The organism is Roseateles aquatilis, assembly GCF_002205645.1.
GTDB classification, from domain to species: domain Bacteria; phylum Pseudomonadota; class Gammaproteobacteria; order Burkholderiales; family Burkholderiaceae_C; genus Roseateles; species Roseateles aquatilis.
In genome coordinates this window covers 172,404-198,211 of record NZ_NIOF01000001.1, presented here as the reverse complement: position 1 = coordinate 198,211, position 25,808 = coordinate 172,404, and the positions used below count along the sequence as shown (strand labels likewise).

The following is a 25,808-nucleotide window of genomic DNA, read 5'->3' as shown; positions in this document are numbered from 1 at the left end:
CGAATGACAAGCCTGATCGAACAAGCCGCCCAGCGGCTGGAACAACTGAAGCAGGCCGGCGTCGACGTCGGCACGCCGCCCGCGCCGGCTCCGGTCGCGGCGGCTCCCGTCGCGGTGCCCGCGCCGGCACTGGCGCCGACGCAGGCCGCGGTCGCCGCGCCGGCGGTGATCCGCGCGCCGGCCGAGAGCGGCTCCAAGCGCGTCGAGCTGGACCTGGACGCGCTCGCCGCGCAGGGCTTCCTGACCCCGAATGCGCCGCGCAGCGTGATGGCGGACCAGTACCGCAACATCAAGCGCCCCTTGATCCGCAACGCGATGAACAAGGGCGCCTCGTCGCTCAATCACGCCAACCTGATCATGGTGACGAGCGCCTTGCCGGGCGAGGGCAAGAGCTTCACCTCGCTGAACCTGGCCATGTCGATCGCGGCCGAGTTCGACAACACCGTGATGCTGGTGGACGCCGACGTCGCCCGCCCGTCGATGCTGCGCATGCTCGGCCTGCCGCCGGGCCCGGGCCTGCTGGACGTGCTGGAGAAGGAAGTGGACATGGCCAGCGTCCTGCTCCGCACCAACGTCGACAAGCTGACGCTGCTGCCCAGCGGCCGCTCGCATCCGCGCGCCACGGAACTGCTGGCCAGCGACGCGATGAGCGGGCTGCTGGACCACATGGCCAATCGATATCCGGACCGGATCATCATCTTCGACTCGCCGCCGCTGCTGTTGACGACCGAGTCCCGCGTGCTGGCCTCCCACATGGGCCAGGTCGTGGTGGTCGTGCAGGCCGAGCGCACCGCGCAGAGCGCCGTGCAGCAGGCCATCGCCGCGATCGAGAACTGCCCGCTCAAGATGGTCCTGCTCAACCAGGCCAGCAACAAGCCCAGCGGCGGTTACGGCTATGGCTACGGCTACGGCTACGGGTATGGCTACGGCTACGGGCAGACCGACGGCGAGGCCCCGCTGGGCCCGGGCAAGGCCTGACGCAATGACGGGCACCCCCGTTTTCCGCCGCCGGCCGCTGTCCCTGGCCAGCGCCGCGGCGCTGTCCGCGCTGGCGGCGCTGGCGCTGGCCCACGGCGCCGCGCGCGCGCAAGAGGCGGACACCGCCAGCCAGGGCACCGAGCGCAAGGGCTTCACCGTGGTGCCGCGCGTGTCGGTCACCGAGACCTGGACGGACAACCTGGCGCTGTCGCCCGCGGGCTCCCGCGACAAGGCGCTGATCACGCAGGTCTCGCCCGGCATCACCCTCAGCAGCCAGAGCGGCGCCGTGCGCGGCATGTTCGACTACACGCTCGACGGGCTGGTCTACCTCAAGAGCGATCGCCAGAGCCGGCTGCAGAACCAGCTCAACACCCGCGGCACCGCGGAGCTCGTGCCGCAGGCGCTGTTCGTCGACGTGCAGGGCAACATCAGCCAGCAGTCGGTGTCCGCCTTCGGCCAGCAGGCGCCGAGCAACCAGCTGGACAATCCCAACCGCACGGAGATGCGCACGCTGCAGGTCTCGCCCTACTGGCGCGGCACGCTGGGCAGCCTGGCCAACTTCGAGCTGCGCGCCGCCGGGCAGATCCGCAACTCGAGCGAGAACACCAGCGGCATCGGCGGCGTGGGCGCCAACAGCGGCGACAGCAAGGACGGCTCGCTGAGCCTGAACATCGGCGGCCCGCAGGGCCGGGTGCTCAACTGGGGACTGCAGGCCAGCACGCGCCGCATCCACTTCGACCAGACCGGCATCGACAACCGGACGACGACGGTGCAGGGGTCGCTGACCTGGGTGCCGGACATCGACTGGACGCTGGGCACCAACGTCGGCCGCGAGCGCAGCGATTACTTCGGCAGCGACACCTCGACGGTCTACGGCTTCAGCGCCAAGTGGACGCCGACGCCGCGCACCCGCATCGAGGGCGACTGGCAGCATCACAGCTACGGCGACAGCCACAACCTGTCGATCGAGCACCGCATGACGCAGATCGCGCTGCGGGCGTCCAACTCGCAGAGCGTCACGACCAATGACGCGCCGACGGGCCAGGCCTCCAACTACCAACTGCTGGACCTGCAGTTCAGCGGCATCGAGCCGGATCCGGTCAAGCGCGACGCGCTGGTGCGCGCCGTGCTGGCGGCGATGGGCCTGAACGGCGACGCGCTGACCGGCAACGGCTTCATCAGCAACACCGCGATGCTGCAGAAGCGCACGGAGGTGTCGATCGGCTGGAACGGCCCGCGCCTGGTCGCGACGCTGGCCGCCAACGACAGCACCACGACCCGCCTGGGCGTGTCGCCCACCGGCACCGGCGACCTGTCGCTGACCAACCGCATCCGCCAGCGCGGCGCGTCGATCAGCCTGGCCTACCGCTTCACGCCGCTGAGCAGCGGCAACCTCACCTACACCCGCCAGCACACCGTCGGCGACGACATCGGCTCGACCGACATGAAGTCGCTGATGGCCAATGTCGCGATCCGCCTGGGACCGCGCAGCGATGCCAACCTCGGGCTGCGCCACACGCGTTATGACGACGGCGTGTTCGCGAACTCCGGCTATCGCGAGAACGCGCTCTTCGCGTCCCTGACCCAGCGTTTCTAAGCAGTCACCGCCATGTACGAGGCCTTCTACGGGCTGGCAAGCAAGCCTTTCCAGCTCAGTCCCGATCCCAGCTTCTACTTCGGCAGCAAGCAGCATCGCCGCGCCAAGGCCTATCTGGACTACGGCGTGCTGCGCAGCGACGGCTTCATCGTCATCACCGGCGAGATCGGCGCGGGCAAGACCACGCTGGTGCGCGGCCTGCTGGACAGCCTGAACCGCAGCAACGTGGTGATCGGCAACATCGTCACCACGCAGCTGGACGCCGAGGACACGCTGCGCCTGGTGGGCGCCGCCTTCGGCGTGCGGGTCAAGGACCTGCCCAAGAGCGAGCTGCTGATGGCGCTGGAGGCCTTCTTCGTCAGCGAGGCCAGCCGCGGCAAGCGCTGCCTGCTGATCGTCGACGAGGCGCAGAACCTGACCGCCCGCGCGGTCGAGGAGCTGCGCATGCTGTCCAACTTCCAGTTCGGCAACCAGTCCCTGGTGCAGACCTTCCTGGTCGGCCAGCCGGAGTTCCGCGCCATCCTGCAGCGCCCGGAGATGGAGCAGTTCCGCCAGCGCATCGCGGCCAGCTGCCACATCGGCCCGCTGGACGAGGAGGACACGCAGCGCTACGTCGAGCACCGCCTCAAGTGCGCCGGCGCCGACGGCAAGCCGAGCTTCGACGCCGACGCCTTCGGCGCGCTGCACCGCGCCAGCCAGGGCATCCCACGCCGCATCAACACGCTGTGCGACCGCCTGCTGCTGCTGGGCTACATGCACGAGAACCCGCACCTGGGCGCCGCCGAGGTGGAGGAGGTGGTGAAGGACCTGGCCAGCGAATCGGCCTCGGCGCCGCCGCCGGCCCTGCGGGGCGTGAACGGCGCGCACGCCGGCTTGAACGGGCATGGCGGGCAGGACGGCGACGTCGCGCTGGACCTGGACCTGACCCGGCTGCGCGCGCGCGTGGACGGGGCGGGCGACTTCGGCGCGCTGGCCCAGGAACTGGCCGGCATGAACCTGGACGGCCAGGACGCGCGCCTGCAGCGCATCGAGGACAGCCTGACGCGCCTGGAGCGCATCAACCAGCAGACGCTGATGCTGCTGCAGAAACTGGTGGGAGCGGTGAAGTCATGAGCGGCACCAACGACACGAACGGCGCGGGCGCGGCGACGAGCACGGGCAGGATCACGCGGGTGCGCAACGCAATGAGCATCGACGTGGAGGACTACTTCCAGGTCTCCGCCTTCGCCCCCTACATCGACCGCGGCGACTGGGACCGGCGCGAATGCCGCGTGCAGCGCAACGTCTCGCGCATCCTCGACCTGCTCGACGCGCGCGGCGTCAAGGCGACCTTCTTCACGCTGGGCTGGATCGCGCAGCGTTACCCGCAACTGGTCAAGGACATCGTCGCCCGCGGCCACGAGCTGGCCAGCCACGGCTTCGGCCACGAGCGCGCCAGCGACCTCACCCCGGACGCCTTCCGCAAGGACATCCTGGACGCCAAGCTGCTGCTGGAGGACCTGGGCGGCGTCGAGGTCAAGGGCTATCGCGCGCCCAGCTTCTCGATCGGCGAGGGCAACCTCTGGGCCTTCGACGTGCTGGCCGAGTGCGGCTACCGCTACAGCTCCAGCGTCTATCCGATCCAGCACGACCATTACGGCATGCCCGATTCGCCGCGCTTCGCGCACGAGGTGCGACCGGGCCTGATCGAGGTGCCGGTCACCACGTTGCGCTTCCGGGGCAAGAACTATCCGAGCAGCGGCGGCGGCTGGTTCCGCCTGCTGCCCTACGGCGTGACGCGCTGGATGATCGAACGCTTCAACCGCATCGAGGGTCGCAGCGCGGTCTTCTACTTCCACCCCTGGGAGATCGATCCGGAGCAGCCGCGCATTCCCGGCATCGACGCCAAGACGCGCTTCCGCCACTACGTCAACATCGGCCGCACCGAGGCGCGCATCGCGCAACTGCTGGCCGATTTCGAGTGGGCGCGGATGGATGAACTCTTCCTCCCACCGGCCGGCGCTGAGCGGCTCGCGGCATGAGCGGCATGAACGGTGCGTTGCAGGTCAGGCGCCTCGCGGCGAAGGACGCCGACGGCGCGCGGCGCTGGGACGCCTTCGTGCAGGGCAATGCGTCGGCGACCTTCTTCCACCTCTCGGCCTGGCAGCGGATCATCCGCCAGCAGTTCGGCCACGAGGGCTACTTCCTCTACGCCGAGCGCGACGGCCGCATCGAGGGCGTGCTGCCGCTGGCCGAGAACAAGAGCCGGCTCTTCGGCCATGCGCTGATCGGCCTGCCGTTCGCGGTCTACGGCGGTGTCGCCGCGGACAACGAGGAGGCGGCGCGCGCGCTGGAGGACGCGGCGCAGGCGCAGGCGCGCAAGCTCGGTGTCGAGCACCTGGAGCTGCGCAACGTGCGGCGTCGCCATGAGGACTGGCCGCATCAGGACCTGTACGTCACCTTCCGCAAGGAGATCCTGCCGGAGGAAGAGGCCAACATGCTGGCCATCCCGCGCAAGCAGCGCGCGATGGTCCGCAAGGGCATCAAGAACAACCTGAGGGCGGAGCTGGACCGCGACGTCGGCCGCTTCTTCGCGCTGTACGCCGACAACGTGCATCGCCACGGCACGCCGGCGATGCCGCGGCGTTATTTCCAGGCGCTGCTGGACGAGTTCGGCGATGCCGCCGAGGTGCTGATCGTCAGCAGCGAGCAGGGCGAGCCGCTGTCCGGCGTGCTGAGCTTCTACTTCCGCGACGAGGTGCTGCCGTATTACGCCGGCGACGCGGTCGCCGCGCGCGATCTGGCCGCCAACGACTTCAAGTACTGGGAGCTGATGCGCCGCGCCTGCGCGCGCGGCCTGAAGGTCTTCGACTACGGCCGCAGCAAGCAGGGCACGGGCAGCTTCTCGTTCAAGAAGAACTGGGGCTTCGAGCCGACGCCGCTGAACTACGAGTACTGCCTCTACAAGCGCGAGGCGGTGCCGCAGAACAACCCGAGCAACGCCAAGTACCAGCTCATGATCAAGGCATGGCGCCGCCTGCCGATCTCGGTGGCCAACTGGCTGGGTCCGCACATCGTCCGCAGCCTCGGCTGAGGACCTCCGAGTCGCCCCATGGCCAACATCCTCTACCTGGTCCACCGGCTGCCGTATCCGCCCAACAAGGGCGACAAGCTGCGCTCGTACCACCTGCTCAAGCACCTGACCGCGCACCACAAGGTCTGGCTGGGCACCTTCGTCGACGACGCCGAGGACTGGGCCCACGTGCCCGCGGTGCGCGAGCAATGCGAGGAGCTGTTCGCCGCCGGGCTGAACCCGCTGACCTCGCGCGTGGCCAGCTTGAGCGGCCTGCTGACCGGCGAGGCGCTGAGCCTGCCGTACTACCGCGACCGCGCGATGCGCGACTGGGTCGATCGCGTCGCGCGCACGCAGCGCTTCGACGCGGTGGTGGTGTTCTCGTCGACGATGGCGCAGTACGCCGAGCAGTTGCGCGCCGTCGCCGGACCGCTGCCGATGCTGGTGGACTTCGTCGACGTCGACTCCGCCAAGTGGACCGACTACGCCAAGGCGCGGCGCTGGCCGATGTCGTGGCTGTACCGCCGCGAGGGGCGCGAGCTGCTGGCCTACGAGCGCGGCGTCGCCGAGCGCGCGCGCTGCTCGTTCTTCGTCACCGAGGGCGAGAAGGCGCTGTTCCAGCGCCTGTCCGCCACCGACGCGCCGATCGAGGCGCTGGGCAACGGCGTCGACAGCGGCTACTTCGCGCCGCTGCCGCAGCAGGCCAGCCCCTTCGACGCCGACGAGCTGCCGCTGGTCTTCACCGGCGCGATGGACTACTGGCCCAACGTCGACGCGGTGCAGTGGTTCGCCGCCGAGGTGCTGCCGCAGTTGCGCCAGCGCTGGCCGACGCTGCGTTTCACCATCGTCGGCCGCGCGCCGACGCCGGCCGTGCTGGCGCTGGCCGGCGACGCGATCCGCGTCACCGGCACCGTGCCCGACGTGCGGCCCTACCTGCAGCACGCGGCCGCCGTCGTGGCGCCGCTGCGGCTGGCGCGCGGCGTGCAGAACAAGATCCTGGAGGCGATGGCGGTCGGCCGACCGGTGGTCGCGGCGCGCAGCTGCGTCGAGGCGCTCGGCGCCGACGGCGTGCTGGCCGGCCAGGACCTGCTCGCGGCCGACAGCGCCGGGGACTATCTCGAACTGCTGCACGCGCTGCTGAGCGCGCCGGCCCGCGCCCAGGCCATCGGCCAGCAGGCGCGTGAGCGGGTGCTGCGGCAGTTCAGCTGGCAGGCCCATCTCTCCAAGCTCGACGGCTACCTGCCGCAGGAGCAGCCCGCATGAGCGCGACGACCCCCTCCGCGATCCAGGATCGCGGCATTCCCCAGGCCTGGCGTCGTCCGCTGGCGGTGCTGGTGCTGCTGGTCGTCGCGCTGCTGGTGCTCTATCGCCACACGGCGCTGGGCATGGTGACGATCTGGTGGCGCTCCGGCACCTTCACCCACGCCTTCCTGGTGCCGCCGATCGTGATCTGGCTGGCCTGGCGGCGTCGCGCGATGGTCGCGCCGCTGACGCCGCGGCCGGTGCCGTGGCTGGCGCTGCCCATCGTGGCGCTGGGCGCGGTCTGGCTGTTCGCCGACTTCGCCGCGATCAACGCGGCGACGCAGTTCGCGCTGGTCGCGATGCTGGTGCTGCTGGTGCCGGCGGTGCTGGGCTGGGCGGTCGCGCGCGAGATGGCATTCCCGCTCGGCTTCCTGTTCTTCTGCGTGCCGGTGGGCGAATTCCTGCTGCCGCAGCTGATGGATTGGACAGCGAAGTTCACCGTCATCGCGCTGCGCATGAGCGGCATCCCGGTCTACCAGGAGGGGCTGCAGTTCATCATCCCGAGCGGCCAGTGGTCGGTCGTGGAAGCCTGCTCCGGCGTGCGCTACCTGATCGCCTCGGGCATGGTGGGCACGCTCTACGCCTACCTCAGCTATCACTCGACGCGCCGCCGCCTGGCCTTCATCGCCTTCGCGCTGGCGCTGCCGCTGGCGGCCAACTGGGCACGCGCCTACCTGATCGTGATGATCGGCCACCTGTCGGGCAATACGCTCGCGGTGGGCGTGGACCACCTGATCTACGGCTGGGTGTTCTTCGGCGTCGTGATGCTGGCGATGTTCATGATCGGCGCGCGCTGGGCGCAGCCGGACCTGCCGCTGGTGCCGCCGACCCCGGTCGCGGCGCCGCGCGCATCGGCCGGCTGGCCGGCGATCGCCGCCGTCGCGCTGGCGGTGGTGTTGCCGCAGGCGGCTGGCCTGTGGCTGCGCCAGAACCACGCCGTGCCGCTGGCCGACCTGCCCGCGATCGCGGCCGGCGCCGGCTGGCAGGACCGACCCGTGCCGTCCGACGCCTGGACGCCAGACTTCGAGGGCGCCAACGTCGCGCTGCACCAGCATTTCCTGCGGGCGGCGGCGTCCGCGCAGGCCGCGTCGGCATCCCCGGCGCCGTCGGTCTCCGCGACGCCGCAACCCCTCGTCGGCCTGCACCTGCAGTACTTCCGCGATCAGGACTACGAGCGCAAGCTGGTCAGCTCCAGCAACGCCGTCGTGTCGCCCGAGGACAAGCACTGGGCCGTGACCGGCCGCGGCGTCGCCGATTTCACGCCCACGGGCGGCGGCTCGGTCGCCGCGCTGACGACGCAGGTGCGCGCCTCTTCGCTCGATGCGATCACCGCGCCGCGCATGCTGGTCTGGCATGTCTACTGGATCAACGGCCAGCCGATGACCAGCGACTGGCGCGCCCGCGTCTGGGGCGCCTTGCAGCGCATGCAGGGCAAGGGCGACGACGCCGCGCTGGTGCTCGTCTACACGACGCAGGACGACGGCGCGTCGCAGCGGCTCGGCGCCTTCCTGAGCCAGCACTGGGACGCCATCGACGCGGAACTGCGCCGCGTGCGCGACGCCGGCCGCCAGGGCGGCGCGGAGGCGGCCCGATGAGCGCCGGCCTGAGCGTCAATCGCGCCGCGCGGAGCGTCGACCCCCGCCCGCTGGTGCTGCACGTGATGTACCGCTTCGACACCGGCGGTCTCGAGAACGGCGTGGTGAACCTGATCAACCACATGCCGGCGCGCGAGTACCGCCATGCGATCGTCGCGCTGACCGAGGTCACCGATTTCCGCAAGCGCCTGCAGCGTGACGACGTCGAGTGCTTCGCGCTGCACAAGCCGCCGGGGCAGGGCTTCTGGCTCTATCCCAAGCTGTACCGGCTGTTCCGCGAGCTGCGGCCGGCCGTCGTCCACAGCCGCAACCTGGCCGCGCTGGAGGTGCAGTTGCCGGCGTGGGCCGCGCGCGTGCCGGTGCGCATCCACGGCGAGCACGGCCGCGATGTCGGCGACCTGGACGGCCGCAACCGCGCCTACCAGCGCGTGCGTCGCTTCTACAAGCCCTTCGTGTCCCATTACATCGCGCTGTCGCGGGACCTGGGCGACTACCTGACCGGTCCCGTCGGCGTGCCGGCGGGGCGGGTCAGCCAGTTCGTCAACGGCGTGGACACGTCGCGCTTCCAGCGCCACGGCGTGGAGCCCATCCCGGGCTGCCCCTTCGATCCGGCCGCGCACTGGCTGATCGGCACCGTCGGGCGCATGCAGGCGGTCAAGGATCAGACGATGCTGGCGCGTGCCTTCGTCGAGCTGCTGACGCAGGCGCCGGAGCTGCGCGCGCGGGCGCGCCTGGTGATGATCGGCGACGGCCCGCTGCGCGCGCAGTGCCAGGCGCTGCTCGAAGCCGCCGGCGTGGCCGACCTGGCCTGGCTGCCGGGCGAGCGCACCGACGTGCCGGCGGTGATGCGCGGGCTGCACGTCTTCGCGCTGCCGTCGCTGGCGGAGGGCATCTCCAACACCATCCTCGAGGCGATGGCCAGCGGCCTGCCGGTGGTGGCGACCGAGGTCGGCGGCAACGGGGACCTGGTCACCGCCGGCCGCAGCGGCCTGCTGGTGCCGGCGGCGCGGCCCGAGGCGATGGCCGCCGCGCTGCTGCGGCTGGCGCGCGACCCGGCCGAGGCCGCCGCGATGGGCGAGGCCGGCCGCCGACGCGTCGAGGCGGACTTCAGCATGCGGGCCATGGTCGCCCGCTACCAAGGCCTGTATGACACGCTGCGCGGGCATGATGCCGGCGCCGCCACCACGGATTGAACGGGAACGACCATGTGCGGAATCAGCGGAATCTTCGACACCCGGGGTCGTCGCGACTTCGACGGCGGCTTGATGCATCGCATCAACGACTCGCTGCACCACCGCGGCCCGGATGAGGGCTCGATCCACCTGGAGCCGGGCCTGGCCCTGGGCCACCGCCGGCTGTCCATCATCGACATCGCCACCGGCCAGCAGCCGCTGTTCAACGCGGACCAGTCGGTGGGCATCGTCTTCAACGGCGAGATCTACAACTACCAGGCGCTGATGAGCGAGCTGCAGGCGCTGGGTTACCAGTTCCGCACCAAGAGCGACACCGAGGTCATCGTGCACGCCTGGTCCGCCTGGGGCGAGGACTGTGTGCAGCACCTGCGCGGCATGTTCGCCTTCGCGCTCTGGGATCGCCACCGCAACGCGCTGTTCCTTGCGCGTGACCGGCTCGGCGTCAAGCCGATGTTCTACGCGGTGCTGGATGACGGCGCGCTGGTCTTCGGCTCCGAGCTGAAGGCGCTGCTGGCGCATCCGCAACTGCGTCGCGAGATCGATCCGCAGGCGGTCGAGCAGTACTTCGCGCTGGGCTACGTCGCCGAGCCGCGCACCGTGTTCCGCCAGGCGCTCAAGCTGCCGCAGGGGCACACGCTGCTGATCCGCCGCGGCGAGCCGGTCGGCCAGCCGCGTCGCTACTGGGACGTCGACTTCAGCGTCGACAGCAAGATCGACGAGGTCGAGGCCCGGGAGGAACTGACGCGCCGCCTGCGCGAGTCGGTCAAGCTGCGCATGATCGCGGAAGTGCCGCTGGGCGCCTTCCTGTCGGGCGGTGTCGATTCGAGCGCGGTGGTGGCGATGATGGCGGGCGAGAGCAGCGGGCCGGTGAAGACCTGCTCGATCGCGTTCGATGACCCGCAGTACAACGAGTCCGAGTTCGCGCAGATGGTCGCGGACCGCTACAAGACCGACCACCACGTCGAGACCGTGCAGAGCGACGACTTCGACCTGATCGACACGCTGGCGCGGCTCTATGACGAGCCCTATGCCGACAGCTCCGCGATCCCGACCTACCGGGTCTGCCAGCTGGCGCGCAAGCACGTGACGGTGGCGCTGTCGGGCGACGGCGGCGACGAGAGCTTCGGCGGCTACCGCCGCTACAAGCTGCACATGATGGAAGAGCGCATGCGCGCCAGCCTGCCGCTGGGCCTGCGCAAGCCGCTGTTCGGCACACTGGGCCGGATCTATCCGAAGGCCGACTGGGCGCCGCGCGTGCTGCGCGCCAAGACGACCTTCCAGGCCCTGGCCCGCAACTCGGTCGAGGCCTACTTCCACACCATGTCCGTGATCCGCGACGCCGAGCGCATGCCGCTGTACAGCGCGCGCTTCAAGTCGGAGCTGGGCGGCTACAACGCCCGCGAGGTGTTCCTGCACCACGCCGAGCGCGCGGGCACCGACGATCCGCTGGCGATGATCCAGTACATCGACACGCACACCTACCTGGTCGGCGACATCAACACCAAGGTCGATCGCGCGTCGATGGCGCATTCGCTGGAGGTGCGCGAGCCGTTGATGGACCACCCGCTGGTCGAGTGGCTGGCGACCTTGCCGTCCCACCTGAAGCTGCGCGGCGGCGAGGGCAAGTACCTGTTCAAGAAGACGCTGGAGCCGCACCTCCCGAGCGACGTGCTGTACCGGCCGAAGATGGGTTTCGCGGTGCCGCTGTCGCGCTGGTTCCGCGGCCCGCTGCGCCAGCGCGTGCGCGGCGCGTTGCTGGGCGGTCCGCTGGCGGACTCGGGCCTGTTCGACCTCAAGGCCGTCGGCCAGATGGTCGAGCAGCACGAGAACGGCAGCCGCGATCACAGCACGCCGCTGTGGACGCTGCTGATGTACGACGCGTTCCTGCGCAACGTGATGGGCGCCGCGTCGCTGCGCGAAGCCGCCTGAACCGGCTCGCGCCAGGAAGCAGATCCCCCGCATGAAGATCCTGTATCACCATCGCACCGCGTCCAAGGACGGCCAGGCGGTCCACATCGAGGAGATGATCGGCTCGCTGCGCGCGCTCGGTCACGAGGTGCATGTCGTGGCGCCGGGCGGCGAGTCCGCCCCCGAGGACAAGGCCCGCATGGGCGACGACGCCGGCTGGGTGCATCGCCTGCGCGCGCGGCTGCCCAAGTGGGTCTACGAGCTGCTGGAGCTGGCGTACTCGCTGGTGGCCTACCGGCGCCTGGCCGCCGCGGCGAAGGTCTTCCAGCCCGACCTGATCTACGAGCGCTACAACCTCTACCTGCTCTCGGGCCTGATGCTGAAGAAGCGCCTGGGCCTGCCGCTGCTGCTGGAGGTCAACGCGCCGCTGGCGGACGAGCGCGACAAGTTCGGCGGCCTGGCGCTGCCGCGACTGGCCCGTTGGGCCGAGGGCGTGGTCTGGCGCGGCGCCGATGCCGTGCTGCCGGTGACGAAGGTGCTGGGCGCGATGGTCGCCGCGCGCGGCGTGCCGCCGCAGCGGCTGGTGGTGATTCCCAACGGCATCAACGAGGAACACTTCGACGCCGCCCCGTCGCCCGAGGACGCCAAACAGGCGCTCGGCTGGGATGGCGCGCTGGTGCTGGGCTTCACCGGTTTTGTGCGCGACTGGCATGGCATGGACCGCGTCATCCGCTGGATGGCGACCGACGCGGCGCCGGGCAACGCGCGCCTGCTGGTGGTCGGCGACGGCCCTGCGCGCGAGGACCTGGAGCGTCTGGCGCTGGCGCTGCGGCTGGGCGAGCGGGTGCGCTTCACCGGCGTGATCTCGCGCGACGAGGTGCCGCGCCATGTGGCCGCCTTCGACATCGCGCTGCAACCGGCGGTGGTGGCCTACGCGTCGCCGCTGAAGCTGTTCGAGTACCTCGCGCTGGGCAAGGCCATCGTCGCGCCGCGCCAGCCCAACATCGAGGAAGTGCTGGACGACGACGTCAACGCGTTGCTCTTCGATCCGGCCGAGGCCGGCGCGCTGGAAACGCTGCTGGCGCGGCTGGCGTCCGACGCCGCGCTGCGCCGTCGGCTGGGCGAGGGCGCGCACGCGACCATCGGGAGGCTGCACCTGACCTGGCTGGGCAACGCGCAGCGCGTCGTGGCGCTGGGCCAGTCGCTGCGCGCAGGGGGGGCGGAGGCCGGCCCGGGCCCGGCGACGCCTGCGACGCAGGTCATGAGCCCGACAGGCCCGATGAATGCGACGAACCCGACGAATGCGGACGGCGCCAAGGACGTGAAGGCCTGAGCGATGTTGAAGCTGCTGACCTTCTCGACGCTGTACCCGAGCTCGGTGATACCCAGTCACGGCATCTTCGTGGAGACCCGGCTGCGGCACCTGATCGCCTCGGGCCAGGCGCAGTCGCGCGTGATCGCGCCGGTGCCGTGGTTCCCGCTGAAGGGCGAGCGCTACGGCGAGTACGGCAAGTTCGCCGCCACGCCCGCGAAGGAATCGCGCAACGGGCTGTCGGTGACGCATCCGCGTTTCGTCCGCCTGCCCAAGGTCGGCATGAGCAGCGCGCCGTACACGCTGGCCTGGACCGCGCTGCGCGCGGCGCGCCAGCTGCAGCGCGAGGGCTACGACTTCGACCTGATCGACGCGCACTACTTCTATCCCGACGGCGTGGCCGCGGCGATCGTGGCGCGCGCGCTGAACAAGCCGCTGGTGATCACCGCGCGCGGCACCGACATCAACCTGATCCCGCAGCATGCCTTCCCGCGCAAGCTGATCCTGCGCGCCGCGGCGCAGGCCGACGCGATGATCACCGTCTGCGAGGCGCTCAAGGACGAGCTGGTCGGCCTGGGCGCCGACGCGTCCAAGGTGACCGCGCTGCGCAACGGCGTGGACCTGGCGCTGTTCAACCCGTCGGGCCGCGACGAGGCCCGCGCCGCGTTGAACCTGGCGCCGGGGCGCTTCACGCTGGCGTCCGTTGGCCACCTGATCGAGCGCAAGGGCCACGAACTGGTCATCGGCGCGTTGGCCGAGCTGCCGGACGTGGACCTGCTGATCGCCGGCGCGGGCCCGGAGGAGGGCGCCCTGCGCCGCCTGGCCGGGTCGCTGGGCGTGGGCGCGCGGGTGCGCTTCCTGGGCGCGTTGCCGCAGGCACGGCTGCGCGAGGTCTACACCGGCTGCGACGCGCTGGTGCTGGCCTCCAGCCGCGAGGGCTGGGCCAACGTGCTGCTGGAGGCGATGGCCTGCGGCACGCCGGTGGCCGCGTCGAACGTCTGGGGCACGCCGGAGGTGGTGGCCAGCCCCGAGGCCGGCGAGCTGATGCCCGAGCGCACCGCGGCCGGCGTGGCCGAGGCCGTGCGCCGGCTGCGCGCCGCGCCGCGCGACCGCGCCGCCACGCGCCGATATGCCGAGCAGTTCAGCTGGGACGCGACGACGCAAGGCCAGCTGGACCTGTTCCACCGCATCCTGGCCGCGCGGCGGTCGCCGGAGCTGCGCCATGCGTGACCTCGTCATCCTCGGGCTGTTCCTGGCCCTGATCTACCAGACCTTCAAGGACCCGGTGTGGGGCGTGCTGGGCTGGGTCTGGATGGGGGTGATGAACCCGCACCGGCTGGCCTACGGCTTCGCGCACGACGCGCCGTGGTCGATGATCATCGCGCTGGCGCTGTTCCTCAGCCTGCTGCTGCACCGCGACAAGCTGGTCAGGTTCCCGGTCAACGGGGTGACGATCCTGCTGTCGATCTGGATCCTGTGGATCGGGGTCTCCCCGCTGCTGTTCTCGTTCTATCCGGACAAGGAATTCAACTTCTGGTCGCGCGCCTTCAAGGTGCTGCTGATGGTGCTGGTGTCGCTGCTGGTCATCAAGCGCCGGCGCGACCTGGACTGGCTGGTGATGGTGCTGGTGGTGTCGATCGCCTATTACGGCATCAAGGGCGGCGTGTTCACCGTGCTGACCGGCGGCGCCGCGCGCGTGTGGGGGCCGGAGGGCTCGTTCATCGAGGACAACAACTCCCTGGCGCTGGCCACCATCATGACGGTGCCGCTGATCCGCTACCTGCAACTGCAGGCGACGAAGAAGTGGCAGCGCCATCTGGCCAGCGCGGCGATGCTGCTGTGCATGGCCTCGGCGGTGGGCTCGCAATCGCGCGGGGCCTTCCTGGCGATCATGGCGATGTCTTTCTTCATGTGGATGAAGAGCCGCAACAAGCTGCCGCTGGCGCTGGTGGTGCTGGTGGCGCTGCCGCTGATCTTCGTGTTCATGCCGGACAGCTGGTCCGAGCGCATGAGCACCATCAAGACCTACGACCAGGACGCGTCCGCCCTCGGCCGCATCAACGCGTGGCAGACGGCGTGGCGGATGGCGCTGGACCTGTTCCCGTTCGGCGGCGGCTTCACCGTGGCCGGGCCGGCGGCGTTCGCCAAGTACGCGCCCGATCCGTCGGTGCCGCTGACGGCGCACAGCATCTACTTCCAGGCACTGGGCGAGCACGGCTTCGCCGGGCTGATCATCTTCGTCGGCATCTTCGTGTTGACCTGGCGACGGGCCAGCGCGGCGATCCAGCGCAGCAAGGGCGTGGCCGAGCTGCAATGGGCGCGCGACCTCGCGGCGATGTGCCAGGTCGGCCTGATCGGCTACGCGACCGGCGGGGCGTTCCTGAGTCTGGTGTATTTCGACCTGCCGTATTACCTGGTGCTGATCGTCGTGGTCGTGGACCGCGTCGTGGCCAAGGAGATGGACGATCGCAAGAAGGTCGCCATCGCGTCGGGGCAGGCGCCGCGGGACGTGCACTCGCCGTACTGGGAGCGCGCGTGATGCTGGCCTCGCTGAGCCTGCTCGGATGGCCGCGCGGCGAGCCCGCGCTGAGCATCCTGATCTATCACCGCGTGCTGCCGGCGCCGGACGCGCTGCGGCCGGGCGAGATCGACGCGGCGCTGTTCGAGGCCCAGTTGTCGTTCCTGTCGAAGCACTTCGAGCTGCTGACGGTCAGCGACGCCGCCGCCGCGCTGCGCGAGCGCCGCTTGCCGCGCCGCGCCGCGTGCATCACCTTCGACGACGGCTACGCGGACAACTGGACGGTCGCCCATCCGATCCTGGCGCGGCATGGCGCGCGCGCGACGGTGTTCGTGGCGACCGGCTACCTCAACGGCGGCCGCATGTTCAGCGACACCGTCATCGAATTCGTGCGGCTGGTGCCGGGCCCGGTGCTGGACCTGACGTCGGTCGGCATGGGCACGCACCCGGTGGGCACGGTGGACGAGCGCCTGAAGGCCATCACCGCGCTGCAGGTGCAGCTGAAGTACCTGGCGCCGGACGAGCGTGACGCGCAGGTGCGGCGGATGCTGGCGGCGCGGCCGGTCGGCGCGATGCCGGACGACCTGATGCTGACCGACGCGCAGCTGCGGCAGCTTGCCGACGCCGGCCACGAGATCGGCGGCCACACCGTCAACCACACGGTGCTGACGACGCTCACGCCGGACGGCGCGCGCGAGCAGGTCGCGCGAGGCCGGGACCACCTGCAAGCGCTGCTGGGCCGCCCGGTCCGCAGCTTCGCGTATCCGAACGGCCGCCCCGTGCGCGACTACGACGCCGGCCATGCGGCGATGCTGCGCGAGCTCGGCTTCGAGGCGGCGGTGAGCACCTCGGCCGGCGTGGCGGTGGCTGGGGCCGATCCGTTCCAGTTGCCGCGCTACACCCCATGGGGCGACTCGATCACGATGTTTGCCGCGCGGATGATGCGCAACGCGCGGATGGGCGGGCCGGCGGCGGTGGTCTGACCGGCATTTCGTTCGCCGATCGGAGAAGAGGTTTTCGGGAGAGAACCTCGATGGTGTCGGGTGAAAAACGGCTCGCGAACGGGTCCGTCAAAACCTTGCGAAAGCGCAAGAACTGACCCCGCCAAACGTGCTTCGAGCGGTGTGTGAAGAGGAGGGCGGTTCGAGAATTCGTGGCCTGGAGGTGTTCCATGCTGCAAGTTGTCCGCAAGATCCTCGACCGAATCCGCTCCTCCTCGGAGCCCGACCGACGCATGCGCTCCCGGGAGCCGAGCGAAATCTTTCACAGGCCTCATCTGGCAAGCCGGATGGCGGCCGATCTACTGTCCCGATCGCACGCGTCCGGCATGTTCCTGACCGGGCCTCGACGTACCGGGAAGAGCACCTTCGTCAAGAACGACCTCTGCCCGACGCTGGAGCGCGAGCATCAGGCCCTGATCTTGTACGTCGATCTCTGGGAGCGGGGGGACGAGGACCCGGGGGCGGTCATCGTGGGACTGGTGCGGGAGGCGGTGAAGACACAGGAGCGCCTTGTCGCGAAGACGATGCGTCGGCTGAGCCTGTCCCGTCTTCGCATCCCGGGCCTGGAGCTGGACCTGACGAAGACCGACGAGGAGCGGCCACCCTCGTTGAAGCAGTCGCTGGAGCGGCTGTCGGACCTGTCGCGCAGAACGGTCGTGTTGATCATCGACGAGGCGCAGCAAACGCAGACGACCGCGTACGGACGCCACGTTCTGTACATGCTCAAGTCCGCCCGCGACCAATTGAATGGGAGGGACCGCATCCTGTTCCGGCTGCTGGCCACGGGCTCGCACAAGGAGAAGATCGAGCGCCTGGTCAGCGACAAGCATCAGGCGTTCTATTGCGCGCCGCTGGAGGTGATGCCCACCTTGGGAGGCGAGGATTTCCTGGCATGGGAACGGACCTCGCACGGCCCCGCCTTCCGGCCCGGGCTTGCCGCGATGGCCGAGGCCTTCGACCTTTGTCTTCGCCGTCCCGAGGTCTTTCGCGTCTGCTGTCGAGAGACCGCCGCGATGGCCCCTCTGCCCGGTCCGGCACAGGAGCGGGCGTTGCTCCATGCGGCCCAGGCCGCGATCGAGGCCGAGAAGCACAAGCTCGAGGTGCGTGTCCTTCTGCTGGACCCACTGGATCAGGCGGTGCTGCGTTTGATGGCCGAGGACGGGGCGCGGTTCTCGCCATTCTTTCCACCTGCGGAACGGCGGTTGTCGGCAATGCTGGCGGCGATGCCCGCGGCGCCGGTGCGCGACGTCTCCGCGACGGCGGTGCGCGCGTCGCTCGCCCGGCTGTGCGACGCCAGACTGGTGTGGTGCGGCGACGGGCCCCATGTTCTGGAGGAGAGCCAGTTCGCCGACTGGTTGGTCGATCTGGAACTCGCCATGCCGCCGGTCGTTCAGAGTCCGGCGATCCAAGCGTTCGCGGCCTTGAGGTGAAGGACCCACATGCCGCAAACCCACCGTTTCGATCCTGCGCCTGATCCAGCGCTCCGCGCCCGAAACCGCGGATGTCAGCCGCATCTTTCAACGACGAGACCTCGCGTCGCGGATCACCCGGGACCTGATTTCTGCGTGGGCATGGACGAACTGCCCGCGCCGGGCACGGCGCCCGGCCGGGCACGGCCGCGGCTCCTCTGGTGAGCCGGCCGCGTCAGATCCGGTAATTCGGCCGCCGGCTCCTCAGCCACTGCTCCATCATCATGAGGATCCACACCATCTCCCCGTAGTACCCGGGGTGCTCCGGCAGCCGCTCCTTGAGCAGGCTCTGGATGAATGCCGGCTTGACGATGCCGCGCGTGGCGAGGCTGCCCAGCGAGTCCGTCGCCAGCGCCCGCAGGCCTTCGTCGCGCGTGGCCCAGACGCCGAAGGGCAGGCCGAAGCCCTGCTTCTTCTTGACGATGATCTCGTCCGGCAGGAAGCCGCGCAGCGCCTCCTTGAAGAACCAGCGCAGTTTCAGCCCGCGCAGCTTGTAGCTCGCCGGCAGCCGCTCGGAGAACGCCAGCAGCTCGTCGTCCAGCATCGGGAAGCCGACCGTCGTGCCGGCCAGCCCGGTCGTGCCGACGACCTTGGGCAGGTCGGTGTCGGCCAGCGTGTAGCGCCAGTCGAAGGCGAGCATGCGGTCCACCAGCGTGCCGGTCTTGGCCGCGCTCCACACCTGGCGCTGCTGCTTCTGCGGGCCGAGCGGATCGACGCGGCGCAGGAACTCCTGCTCCAGCACGTCGTTCATGCCCAGCCGCGTCAGCAGGTTGTAGCTCTGCAGCCGGTCGGGCATGGGCACGCGGGCCTGGTCGATGTAGCTCGCGCCCTTCTTCAGCAGCGGCAGCTTGCCGATCGGGGATTCGAAGACCGGGCGCAGCAGGTGCTCCCGCAGCGGGCCCGGCACGCGGTCGTACCAGGAGAACACCGTCTGCTTGGCATATCGCGTGTTGCCACCGAAGAGCTCGTCCCCGCCGTCGCCGGCCAGCAGGTGGCGCACGCCGTCGTTGTGGGCGCGGCGCGCGCAGTAATAGGCCGGCAGCGCCGAGCTGTTGCCGAAGGGCTGGTCGTAGTGCGACGCCACCTGCGCGATGCCGTCGACCAGGTCCTTGGGCGTCACGTAGTACTCGTGATGCCGGCAGCCGAAATGCTTGGCCGCGATGCGCGCGAAGGCCATCTCGTCGTACCCCTCGGCCTCGAAGCCGATCGAGTACGTGTCCACCGGCCGGCCCGCGACCCGGCTCAGCATGCCGGCGACCGTCGAGCTGTCGGTGCCGCCGCTCAGGAAGCAGGCGGCGTCCGGCGCGTGCATCGCGCGCTGCACGGAGCGCTCCAGGATCTGCTTGAACTCGTCCTTCAGGTCGTCGAGCCGGGGCGCCGCGTCGGCGCGGAAGGTCGGCGTCCAGTAGGGCGTGACGCGCAGCTCGCCGCGCTCGAAGATCGCCACGTGTCCCGGCGGCAGCCGGAAGATGTTGCGGAACACCGTCCGCGGCGACGGGATCACGTGGAAGTAGAGATAGTCGAACAGCGCTTGCGGATCGAGGTCGACCTCGTCGCCGGCCAGGTCGTCCGCCCGCGTCGCGAAATGCAGCTCGTGGCCGACGATGCGGTAGCACAGCGGCTCGATGCCGAAGCGGTCCGTCGCCAGCACCGTGCGGCCGTCCGGCAGCCGGCAAGCCACCGAGAAACGCCCGCCGACCTTGGCCAGGCCCTGGGCAGGATCGGGTTGCGACAGCAGTTGCCGCCAGGCCGCGTCGCGCTGGGCCGGGGCGGCGTCGGCGGGGAGTCCGGGCAGGCTCGGCTGGCCGGTCGACAGGAAGGGGGCGGTGCTTGTCATTGTTGTACGGGCCGGGTCGGGGAAGCGGACGAAGGATCGGCGGGATCGGTCGAGGCGCGGGGCGCGGTGGCAGGCGAGGAGGCGGTGGCAGGCAAGGGCGCCGTCGCCGGCAGGTCCAGCCAATGCGGGCCGCGCGTGAGGCAGGCGTCGCGGTGGCGGCGGATGCGCGGCACCTCGGGCAGCACGCGCAGCACGGCCGCCCAGCCGGCGACGGCCTCCAGCCAGTTGAAGTAGACGAACAGCTGCATCGCGCCCTGCAACGTCTGCGACGCCAGCGCGTACCAGACGTTGCGGCCGAAGCGGCCTTCCGGCTTCTTGATCTCGTTGACGACGATGGAGCGCAGCCGCGAGCGGCGCTTCCTGAAGCGCTTGCCGGTGGGCTCCGACGAGGCCGGCACATGGAAGCCGCGCAGATGGCGGAAGGTGGCCGTCGGCACCAGCGCGATGCCGAAGCCGTGATGGCGCGCGCGGGCGCAGAGGTCGTCGTCCTCGCAATAGAGGAAGAACAGCGGGTCGAAGCCGCCGACCTGCTCCAGGAACTCGCGCGTCAGAAGCCACGCCGCCGCCGGCAGCGAGTGCGCGCGGTAGTGGCCGGCGAGCGGGCGGCCCATGACCGCGTCGGTCAGGTAGGCCGTGGCATGCGGCGCGGCGTAGTAGCGCAGGAAGGTCGGGTCCATCGCGCCGCCGTCGCCGTCCAGTTGCAGCGGGCACAGGATGCCCAGGCTGGCGTCGGCCGCGGCTTCGCGCCGCAGGTGCTCGATCGCGTCGGGCGCGAGCACCGTATCCTGGTTCAGGATGAAGACCTGCTGTGCGCCGTCGGCCAGCGCGCGCGCGATGCCGATGTTGTTGGCACGGCCGAAGCCGAGGTTCTCCGCCTGCGGCAGCAGCGTCGCCTCGGGGAAGCGGCCGACGATGTCGCGGGTGTCGTCCCCGGAAGCGTTGTCGACGACGATCACGCGCAGCGGCACGGTGCTGGCGCGCAGCGCGCGCAGGCAGTCGGCCATCCACGGGGCGCCGTTGAAGCTGACGATCACGCAGGCGACGTCGGGCAGGGAGGGCGGCAGGACGGGGGGCGTGGCAGGGTGCGTCATGGCAGGGCCCGCTTGCGGACATGTTGCAGGGCGCGCATCACCTCGTGCGCGAGCGGATGATGCAGCGCCTGGGCCGTCACCAGCAGCCCGGCCAGGCCGGCGGCGCCGGTCAGCAGCAGGCCGATCAGCAGCGGCAGCTGGTAATGGTGCGAGGTCTGCGCCACCACCGCCTGCGCCGCGATCGAGCCGGCGGCCACCAGCGCGCTGCGCAGGCTGGGGCCGAGCAGCGTGCGCACCGTCGTGTTCAGCAGCGTGCGCAGGTAATAGACGTAGAGCGCCAGCGCCACCAGGTGGCTCACCACCCACGACGCCGCCAGCACCGGCAGGCTGATGCGCGACGCGATCAGCAGCACCACCAGATGCACGGGGCTGTACAGCAGCGTGATGCGCAGCCGCTTGGACACGTTGCCGGTGGCGCCCAGGATGTTGGGCCCCAGGCTGTACAGGTAGGTCGGCATGATCGCCAGCGCCAGCAGCGTGCAGATTGGCGCGGCCTCGTCCCATTGCGGACCGAACAGCACGCGGATGATGTCCCCCGCCATCAGCGCCACGAAGCCGAAGAACGGCCAGGCGATCGCGGTCATCATCGCCGTGCCCTGCGCATACAGCGCGGGCAGGTCGCCGCCTTGGCGGTGGTGGTTGGCGAAGGCCGGCGTGGCCACGCGCAGCACCGCCGAGGTGACGTTCGTGTAGAACATCTCCAGCAGGCCCAGCGCGCGGCTGAACAGGCCGACCGAGGTCAGGCCGAACTGGCGCGCGATGATGAACTCATGGGCGTTGCGCGTGAAGGTCTCGATCAGCCGGCTGGTGACGAAGAACGAGCCGTAGCCGAAGACATGCTTGAGCCCCTTCACCCCCGGCAGCAGCAGCGTGCCCGGCGGACGCATGATCAGCAGCAGCAGCGCCTGGAAGGTGGTGTTGGCCACGCTGGCCCAGGCCAGGCTGCGGAAGCCGTAGCCGTGCATCGCCAGCAGCACGCCGGTGCAGGCATGCACCATCGACGACGAGAACTGGATGATGAAGATCTTGCGGAACTCCATGTTCCGGTTCAGCAGCGCGAAGGCCGGCGACGCGAAGGGCAGGATGGCGAAGTTCAGCGCCAGGATGCCGATGACCTCGATCACCGCCGGCTCCTTCAGGTAGACCGCCAGCGGATGGCGGGCCAGCATCGCCACCAGGCCGACCGACCAGCCGATCGCGATCGCGCCGGCATAGGCGGCGCGCATCTTGTCCTCGGTGAGCTCCTTCTCCTGGATCAGGTACTCGCTGATGCCGAAGTCGCGCAGCACCGTGGCGATGGTGACGAACGCGGCGCAGACCGAGTAGATGCCGATCTCCTGCGGCGTCAGCAGGCGCGCCAGCGCCATCGTGGAGCCGATGTTGACCAGCAGGCTCGCGTAGCGCTCCGCGAAGGACCAGACGAGGGCGCCCCGGACCTTGGCGTTCACGCGCGGCTCCCGCGGGTGGCGTTCATGCGGGGGCGCTCCCGGAGCGGCGGAAGAGCTTCTCGCCCAGCACCCGGAACGGCACCGACGCCGCGAAGAACACGACGGTCGGATCGAAGCGCAGGATGTCCTTCACCAGCTTCATGTTGATCGACTTGCCGTGGCGCACGCGGTGCAGCAGGTCGCGCACCACGTCCTGCTGCAGGTTGCGGATGGTGCGCTGGTTGTTGCGGTGCTGCGTGTCGGTGAGCCGGTAGAAACGCGGCACCGAGGTCCACACGAACAGCTCGTTGCGCAGCCGGTTCAGCGAGCGCTCCGTGCCCCAGCCGGCGCCCTGGTAGATGTTGATGCCTTCGCCGTTGTTGCAGTCCACCGCGGTGGAGAAGCAGAAGGTCGCGCCGCCGGCGCCCAGGTCCATCCAGAAGAAGAAGTCCTGGCCGTTGAAGAACTCCTCGCGGAAGCGCAACTGCGGGAAGCGGTCGAAGCGGTAGACGACGGTGGAGGTCTGGATCACGCCGCCGCCGTCGCTCAGGATGTGCTCCAGCGGCGACACGCCCAGGTCGAAGCCGGGCGGCTGCGTGCTGACGGCGGTGTGCGGCTTGTCCAGCGTGCCGATGCGCTCGAAGTTGGTCTGGTCCGGGTAGTTGAAGGACCACCAGTCGGCGAAGTAGGCGTCGAAGCGGTCGCCCATCACCGCCAGCGCGTTCTCCAGGTGATGCGGCCGCCAGTCGTCGTCGGAGTCCAGGTAGGCGACGTGGGTGGTGCCGGGCGGCACCAGGTCCAGCGCCTTGTTGCGCGCCGAGCCGGCGCCGCCGTTGGCCTTGCGGTGCACGGTGAGCTGGTGGCGGGGGAACTCGGGGTGGGCGTCGACCTCGGACTGCGCGCTGATCGGCGACTCGTCGTCGACGACGATGACGTGGATGCGGTCGGCGATCGTCTGCGCGAAGGCCGACGCCAGCGCCTTGGCCAGCAGGCCGGGCTGGCGCTGGAAGTGGGGGATGACGACGGCTATCCGCGCGATCGGCGCCGTCGACGTGACCTGCGCGGCGGACGGCGCCGGGGCGGCGGAGGGGATGTGGCTCATTGGGGGGCTCCCTGGGCTTGCGCTCGCGCGCCGGGCGCCGGCGCGGCCTCGGTGGGGGCGTCGGGCGCCGCGGCGGACGCGGCTGTGGGCGTGGGGTCGGACGCGCCGTCGGCGACGGGCGCGTCGCCGCTCAGCAGCCGCTTGAGGGCGGGCACCCAGCGCCAGCGGTAACGCGTGGCGTGATAGATCGGCCGGGCGGTGGCGGTCCAGCGGGTGTGCCACTCCATGACCTTGCCGTAGAACTCGATGCGGCGGATCGGGCCGCCCGCGGCCGCGGCCTCGAACAGCTGCTGGAACTGCAGCTGCCGCATCAGCGTCGACGGCGACACGGCCTTGTGCGCTTCGTCGTAGGCCGTCTTGAGGATGACGATCTTGGCGCCGGCCTCGATGCACAGGTCCATCGACACGACCTGGTCGTCGAACCAGTACTGGTAGATGCGGGCGCGGTGCTGGTGGGCGAAGGCTTCCAGCATGGTCCGGTAGAACTCGTACTGCGGATGGCCCGGCGCGATCGCGGTGCCTTCCTGGCCCTTCCAGCCGCTGGCCTCCAGCCGGCCGTAGTGCGCCAGCGCGGGGGCCACGTCCTCGGGCCGGGTCAGGCATTCGATGCGGGTGACGGTGCCGGCGGTGTCCAGCTTCTTCTGCTGCTTGCGCAGGTTCTGGCGCAGGTTCTTGCCGCGCGCTTCCCAATAGGTCTCGAAGTCGCCGTCCAGGTCGACCCAGGCGGTGTCGATGTAGTCCTGGCCGCGCCAGCGCGCCTGGTCCGCGGCGCGCGGGTGGTGCAGGCTGTCGATCTGCGTCAGGCCCAGCGCCAGCGCGGGCTCGGGCAGCGCGCGCAGCAGGCCGGCGGCAAGCGGCTCCAGCGGCGCTTCCGGCGCGCTCAGCCACGCGCCCAGCGGCAGCTGCGAAGGCTGGAAGGTGGCCCATTGGCCGCGGCCGCTCTTGACGACGATGGCCGCGGCGTCCGGCGCCTTGGGGTCGCCGTGCAGCGCCAGGCGCTCGCGGCCGGTGCCGAAGACGGACAGCAGCGGTGCGATGAAGCCGCTCTCCAGGAACGGCAGGCCGGCGACACGCGCCTGCAGCGCGTCCCACGCGGCGGCATGCGGGGCAAAGGCGGCGGCGTCGGGCAGGGGGTACAGCGTCCAGGTCATGGGCGGGCTTCGGCGGTGGGCATGGAAGGGGCGCCGACCTCGTCGAGCACGCGGGCGAGTTCGCCGGTGCGGGACTCACGCGAGGCGGCGGCGACGGCCTGCGGCGCGGGTAACGCGGCGCGGGCATCGAACAGGTCGTCCAGGAAACGGCGCAAGGCGGCGTCCACGCCCGGGCCGTCCTCCAGCGCCGCCTGGTGGGGCAGGCCGGCGCGGCGCATCAGCTGGGCGGTGTCGCCGGCCGGATCGGCCAGCGTCAGGATCGGGCGGCGGGCGCGCAGGTACTCGTAGGCCTTGGCGGGGATCTGGTCGTTGCAGTCGTTGGACTGCAGCAGCAGCAGGCCGTCGGCGCGCAGCATCTCCGCCAGCGCGTCGGCATAGGGCAGCGGCGGCGCCAGCTCGACCAGGTCCTCGATGCCGTGGGCCCGCGCCATCGCGCGCAGGAAGTCGTCGTGCGCCGAGGCGCGCAGCCGCAGCCGCAGCCGCGCGGCGTCGACGCGGCCCTCGGCCTTGGCGGCGGCCAGCGCCTCGAACAGGCGCACCGGGCTGCGCCAGTCGGGATAGACGATGCCGCTGTGCAGCAGCACGCGCGGGCCGGCGGGCGCGGCCGGGGCGGCGTCGCGCAGCGCGCGCTCGGCCTGCTGGAAGGCGTCCTCGCTGTAGCCGTTCTCGATCACGCGGATGCGGTCGGCGGCCTCGGGGAAGCGCCGCGCGTACAGCCGCGCCGCGCCCGGGGTGGTGAAGGTGAACCGTGTCGCGCGGGAGAACACCCGGCGCTCGATCGCCGCGAAGCGTTGCCACAGCACCGGATCGGCCGGGTAGCCGTCGTGCGCCATCGGATCGCGGAAGTCGGCGACCCAGGGCAGGCCGCTGAGCCGGGACAGCCAGTAGCCGATCAGGTGCGCGGTCGGGATCGGGTAGGTGCTCCAGAGCGCGTCCGGGCGCGTCTCGCGGATCAGCTTCAGCCCGGCCGGCACGGCGCCCAGCAGCCAGCTGTGCCAGCGGTCCGGCCGCGCCAGGAAGCCGGGATAACGGCGCCCGATCGACAGGTGCCGGGCGGCGTCCAGCGCGAAGGCGCGGCGCACCGGCATGCCGGCGGGGATCTCGGCCACGAGGTCGTCGCCGGTGTATTCATGAACCCGCGGATGCGCCGTCAGCACGCTCGGCTCCCAGCCCTGCGCGGGCAACTGCTGCGCGAAGCGCAAGGCGCGCTGCACGCCGCTGGTCCCCGCCATCGGCGGGAACTGGAAGGAGATCATGAGGACGCGCTTCATGGGC

Annotated in this window: 20 protein-coding genes; 14 read left to right on the top strand and 6 right to left on the bottom strand. The window is 70.5% G+C overall.

Features of this window, described 5'->3' with window-relative positions:
* Window positions 1-3: 3 nt before the first annotated feature.
* The 14 genes from CDN99_RS00805 to CDN99_RS00740 all read left to right on the top strand — a co-directional run bounded on the left by CDN99_RS00805 (window position 4) and on the right by CDN99_RS00740 (window position 17,886).
* Window positions 4-978, top strand: coding sequence for an XrtA-associated tyrosine autokinase (locus CDN99_RS00805; RefSeq protein ID WP_088382226.1), 975 nt, complete (start codon window positions 4-6; stop codon window positions 976-978).
* A 4-nt stretch (window positions 979-982) separates the two neighbouring features.
* On the top strand, window positions 983-2,575 hold the full coding sequence (locus CDN99_RS00800) for a TIGR03016 family PEP-CTERM system-associated outer membrane protein (RefSeq protein ID WP_158218719.1): 1,593 nt from the start codon (window positions 983-985) through the stop codon (window positions 2,573-2,575).
* Window positions 2,576-2,587: 12 nt separating this feature from the next.
* Window positions 2,588-3,688, top strand: a complete 1,101-nt coding sequence (locus tag CDN99_RS00795) for an XrtA/PEP-CTERM system-associated ATPase (protein ID WP_088382224.1) — start codon at window positions 2,588-2,590, stop codon at window positions 3,686-3,688.
* Between the two features lie 71 nt (window positions 3,689-3,759).
* Complete coding sequence (locus tag CDN99_RS00790) at window positions 3,760-4,596, top strand: XrtA system polysaccharide deacetylase (RefSeq protein WP_238139368.1); 837 nt, start codon at window positions 3,760-3,762, stop codon at window positions 4,594-4,596.
* Window positions 4,593-5,648: a FemAB family XrtA/PEP-CTERM system-associated protein gene (locus CDN99_RS00785; protein WP_202820206.1), complete on the top strand. Its 1,056-nt coding sequence runs from the start codon at window positions 4,593-4,595 to the stop codon at window positions 5,646-5,648. The genes CDN99_RS00790 and CDN99_RS00785 overlap by 4 nt, the downstream gene beginning before the upstream one ends.
* A gap of 18 nt (window positions 5,649-5,666) precedes the next feature.
* Window positions 5,667-6,890, top strand: a complete 1,224-nt coding sequence (locus CDN99_RS00780; protein ID WP_088382221.1) for a TIGR03087 family PEP-CTERM/XrtA system glycosyltransferase — start codon at window positions 5,667-5,669, stop codon at window positions 6,888-6,890.
* Entirely contained in the window at window positions 6,887-8,524 is a 1,638-nt protein-coding gene (gene xrtA / locus CDN99_RS00775) for an exosortase A (RefSeq protein ID WP_088382220.1), read from the top strand. Before CDN99_RS00780 ends, xrtA begins: the two co-directional genes overlap by 4 nt.
* On the top strand, window positions 8,521-9,717 hold the full coding sequence (locus CDN99_RS00770; RefSeq protein WP_088382219.1) for a TIGR03088 family PEP-CTERM/XrtA system glycosyltransferase: 1,197 nt from the start codon (window positions 8,521-8,523) through the stop codon (window positions 9,715-9,717). Before xrtA ends, CDN99_RS00770 begins: the two co-directional genes overlap by 4 nt.
* A 12-nt stretch (window positions 9,718-9,729) precedes the next feature.
* Window positions 9,730-11,646: an XrtA/PEP-CTERM system amidotransferase gene (locus CDN99_RS00765; protein ID WP_088382218.1), complete on the top strand. Its 1,917-nt coding sequence runs from the start codon at window positions 9,730-9,732 to the stop codon at window positions 11,644-11,646.
* Window positions 11,647-11,677: 31 nt separating this feature from the next.
* A complete protein-coding gene (locus tag CDN99_RS00760) occupies window positions 11,678-12,958 on the top strand; it encodes a glycosyltransferase family 4 protein (protein WP_088382217.1) in 1,281 nt (426 codons plus the stop codon).
* Window positions 12,959-12,964: 6 nt separating this feature from the next.
* The gene (locus tag CDN99_RS00755; RefSeq protein ID WP_088383258.1) at window positions 12,965-14,167 is read left to right on the top strand and encodes a glycosyltransferase family 4 protein; all 1,203 of its coding nucleotides are present in this window, start codon (window positions 12,965-12,967) and stop codon (window positions 14,165-14,167) included.
* Window positions 14,160-15,476 (top strand): putative O-glycosylation ligase, exosortase A system-associated, encoded by a 1,317-nt coding sequence (locus CDN99_RS00750; RefSeq protein WP_158218718.1) that lies wholly within the window; start codon window positions 14,160-14,162, stop codon window positions 15,474-15,476. The genes CDN99_RS00755 and CDN99_RS00750 overlap by 8 nt, the downstream gene beginning before the upstream one ends.
* Window positions 15,476-16,438 carry a polysaccharide deacetylase family protein gene (locus tag CDN99_RS00745; RefSeq protein ID WP_088382215.1) on the top strand — a complete coding sequence of 321 codons (963 nt, stop codon included), beginning with the start codon at window positions 15,476-15,478 and terminating at the stop codon, window positions 16,436-16,438. The genes CDN99_RS00750 and CDN99_RS00745 overlap by 1 nt, the downstream gene beginning before the upstream one ends.
* 188 nt (window positions 16,439-16,626) lie before the next feature.
* Complete coding sequence (locus tag CDN99_RS00740; RefSeq protein ID WP_088382214.1) at window positions 16,627-17,886, top strand: AAA family ATPase; 1,260 nt, start codon at window positions 16,627-16,629, stop codon at window positions 17,884-17,886.
* Between the two features lie 214 nt (window positions 17,887-18,100).
* On the opposite strand, the gene CDN99_RS00735 is transcribed toward CDN99_RS00740, so the two are convergent.
* Genes CDN99_RS00735 through CDN99_RS00710 form a run of 6 tightly spaced genes read right to left on the bottom strand, consistent with a single transcriptional unit; the run spans window position 18,101 to window position 25,804 of the window.
* Window positions 18,101-19,762 (bottom strand): asparagine synthetase B family protein, encoded by a 1,662-nt coding sequence (locus CDN99_RS00735; protein WP_088382213.1) that lies wholly within the window; start codon window positions 19,760-19,762, stop codon window positions 18,101-18,103.
* Entirely contained in the window at window positions 19,759-20,853 is a 1,095-nt protein-coding gene (locus tag CDN99_RS00730) for a glycosyltransferase family 2 protein (RefSeq protein WP_158218717.1), read from the bottom strand. The genes CDN99_RS00735 and CDN99_RS00730 overlap by 4 nt, the downstream gene beginning before the upstream one ends.
* Entirely contained in the window at window positions 20,850-22,301 is a 1,452-nt protein-coding gene (locus tag CDN99_RS00725; protein WP_088382212.1) for a lipopolysaccharide biosynthesis protein, read from the bottom strand. The genes CDN99_RS00730 and CDN99_RS00725 overlap by 4 nt, the downstream gene beginning before the upstream one ends.
* Window positions 22,302-22,323: 22 nt before the next feature.
* Window positions 22,324-23,382 (bottom strand): glycosyltransferase family 2 protein, encoded by a 1,059-nt coding sequence (locus CDN99_RS00720; protein WP_088382211.1) that lies wholly within the window; start codon window positions 23,380-23,382, stop codon window positions 22,324-22,326.
* Window positions 23,379-24,533 carry a GNAT family N-acetyltransferase gene (locus CDN99_RS00715; protein ID WP_088382210.1) on the bottom strand — a complete coding sequence of 385 codons (1,155 nt, stop codon included), beginning with the start codon at window positions 24,531-24,533 and terminating at the stop codon, window positions 23,379-23,381. The genes CDN99_RS00720 and CDN99_RS00715 overlap by 4 nt, the downstream gene beginning before the upstream one ends.
* Window positions 24,530-25,804, bottom strand: coding sequence for a glycosyltransferase (locus CDN99_RS00710; protein WP_088382209.1), 1,275 nt, complete (start codon window positions 25,802-25,804; stop codon window positions 24,530-24,532). Before CDN99_RS00710 ends, CDN99_RS00715 begins: the two co-directional genes overlap by 4 nt.
* Between the last annotated feature and the right edge of the window lie 4 nt (window positions 25,805-25,808).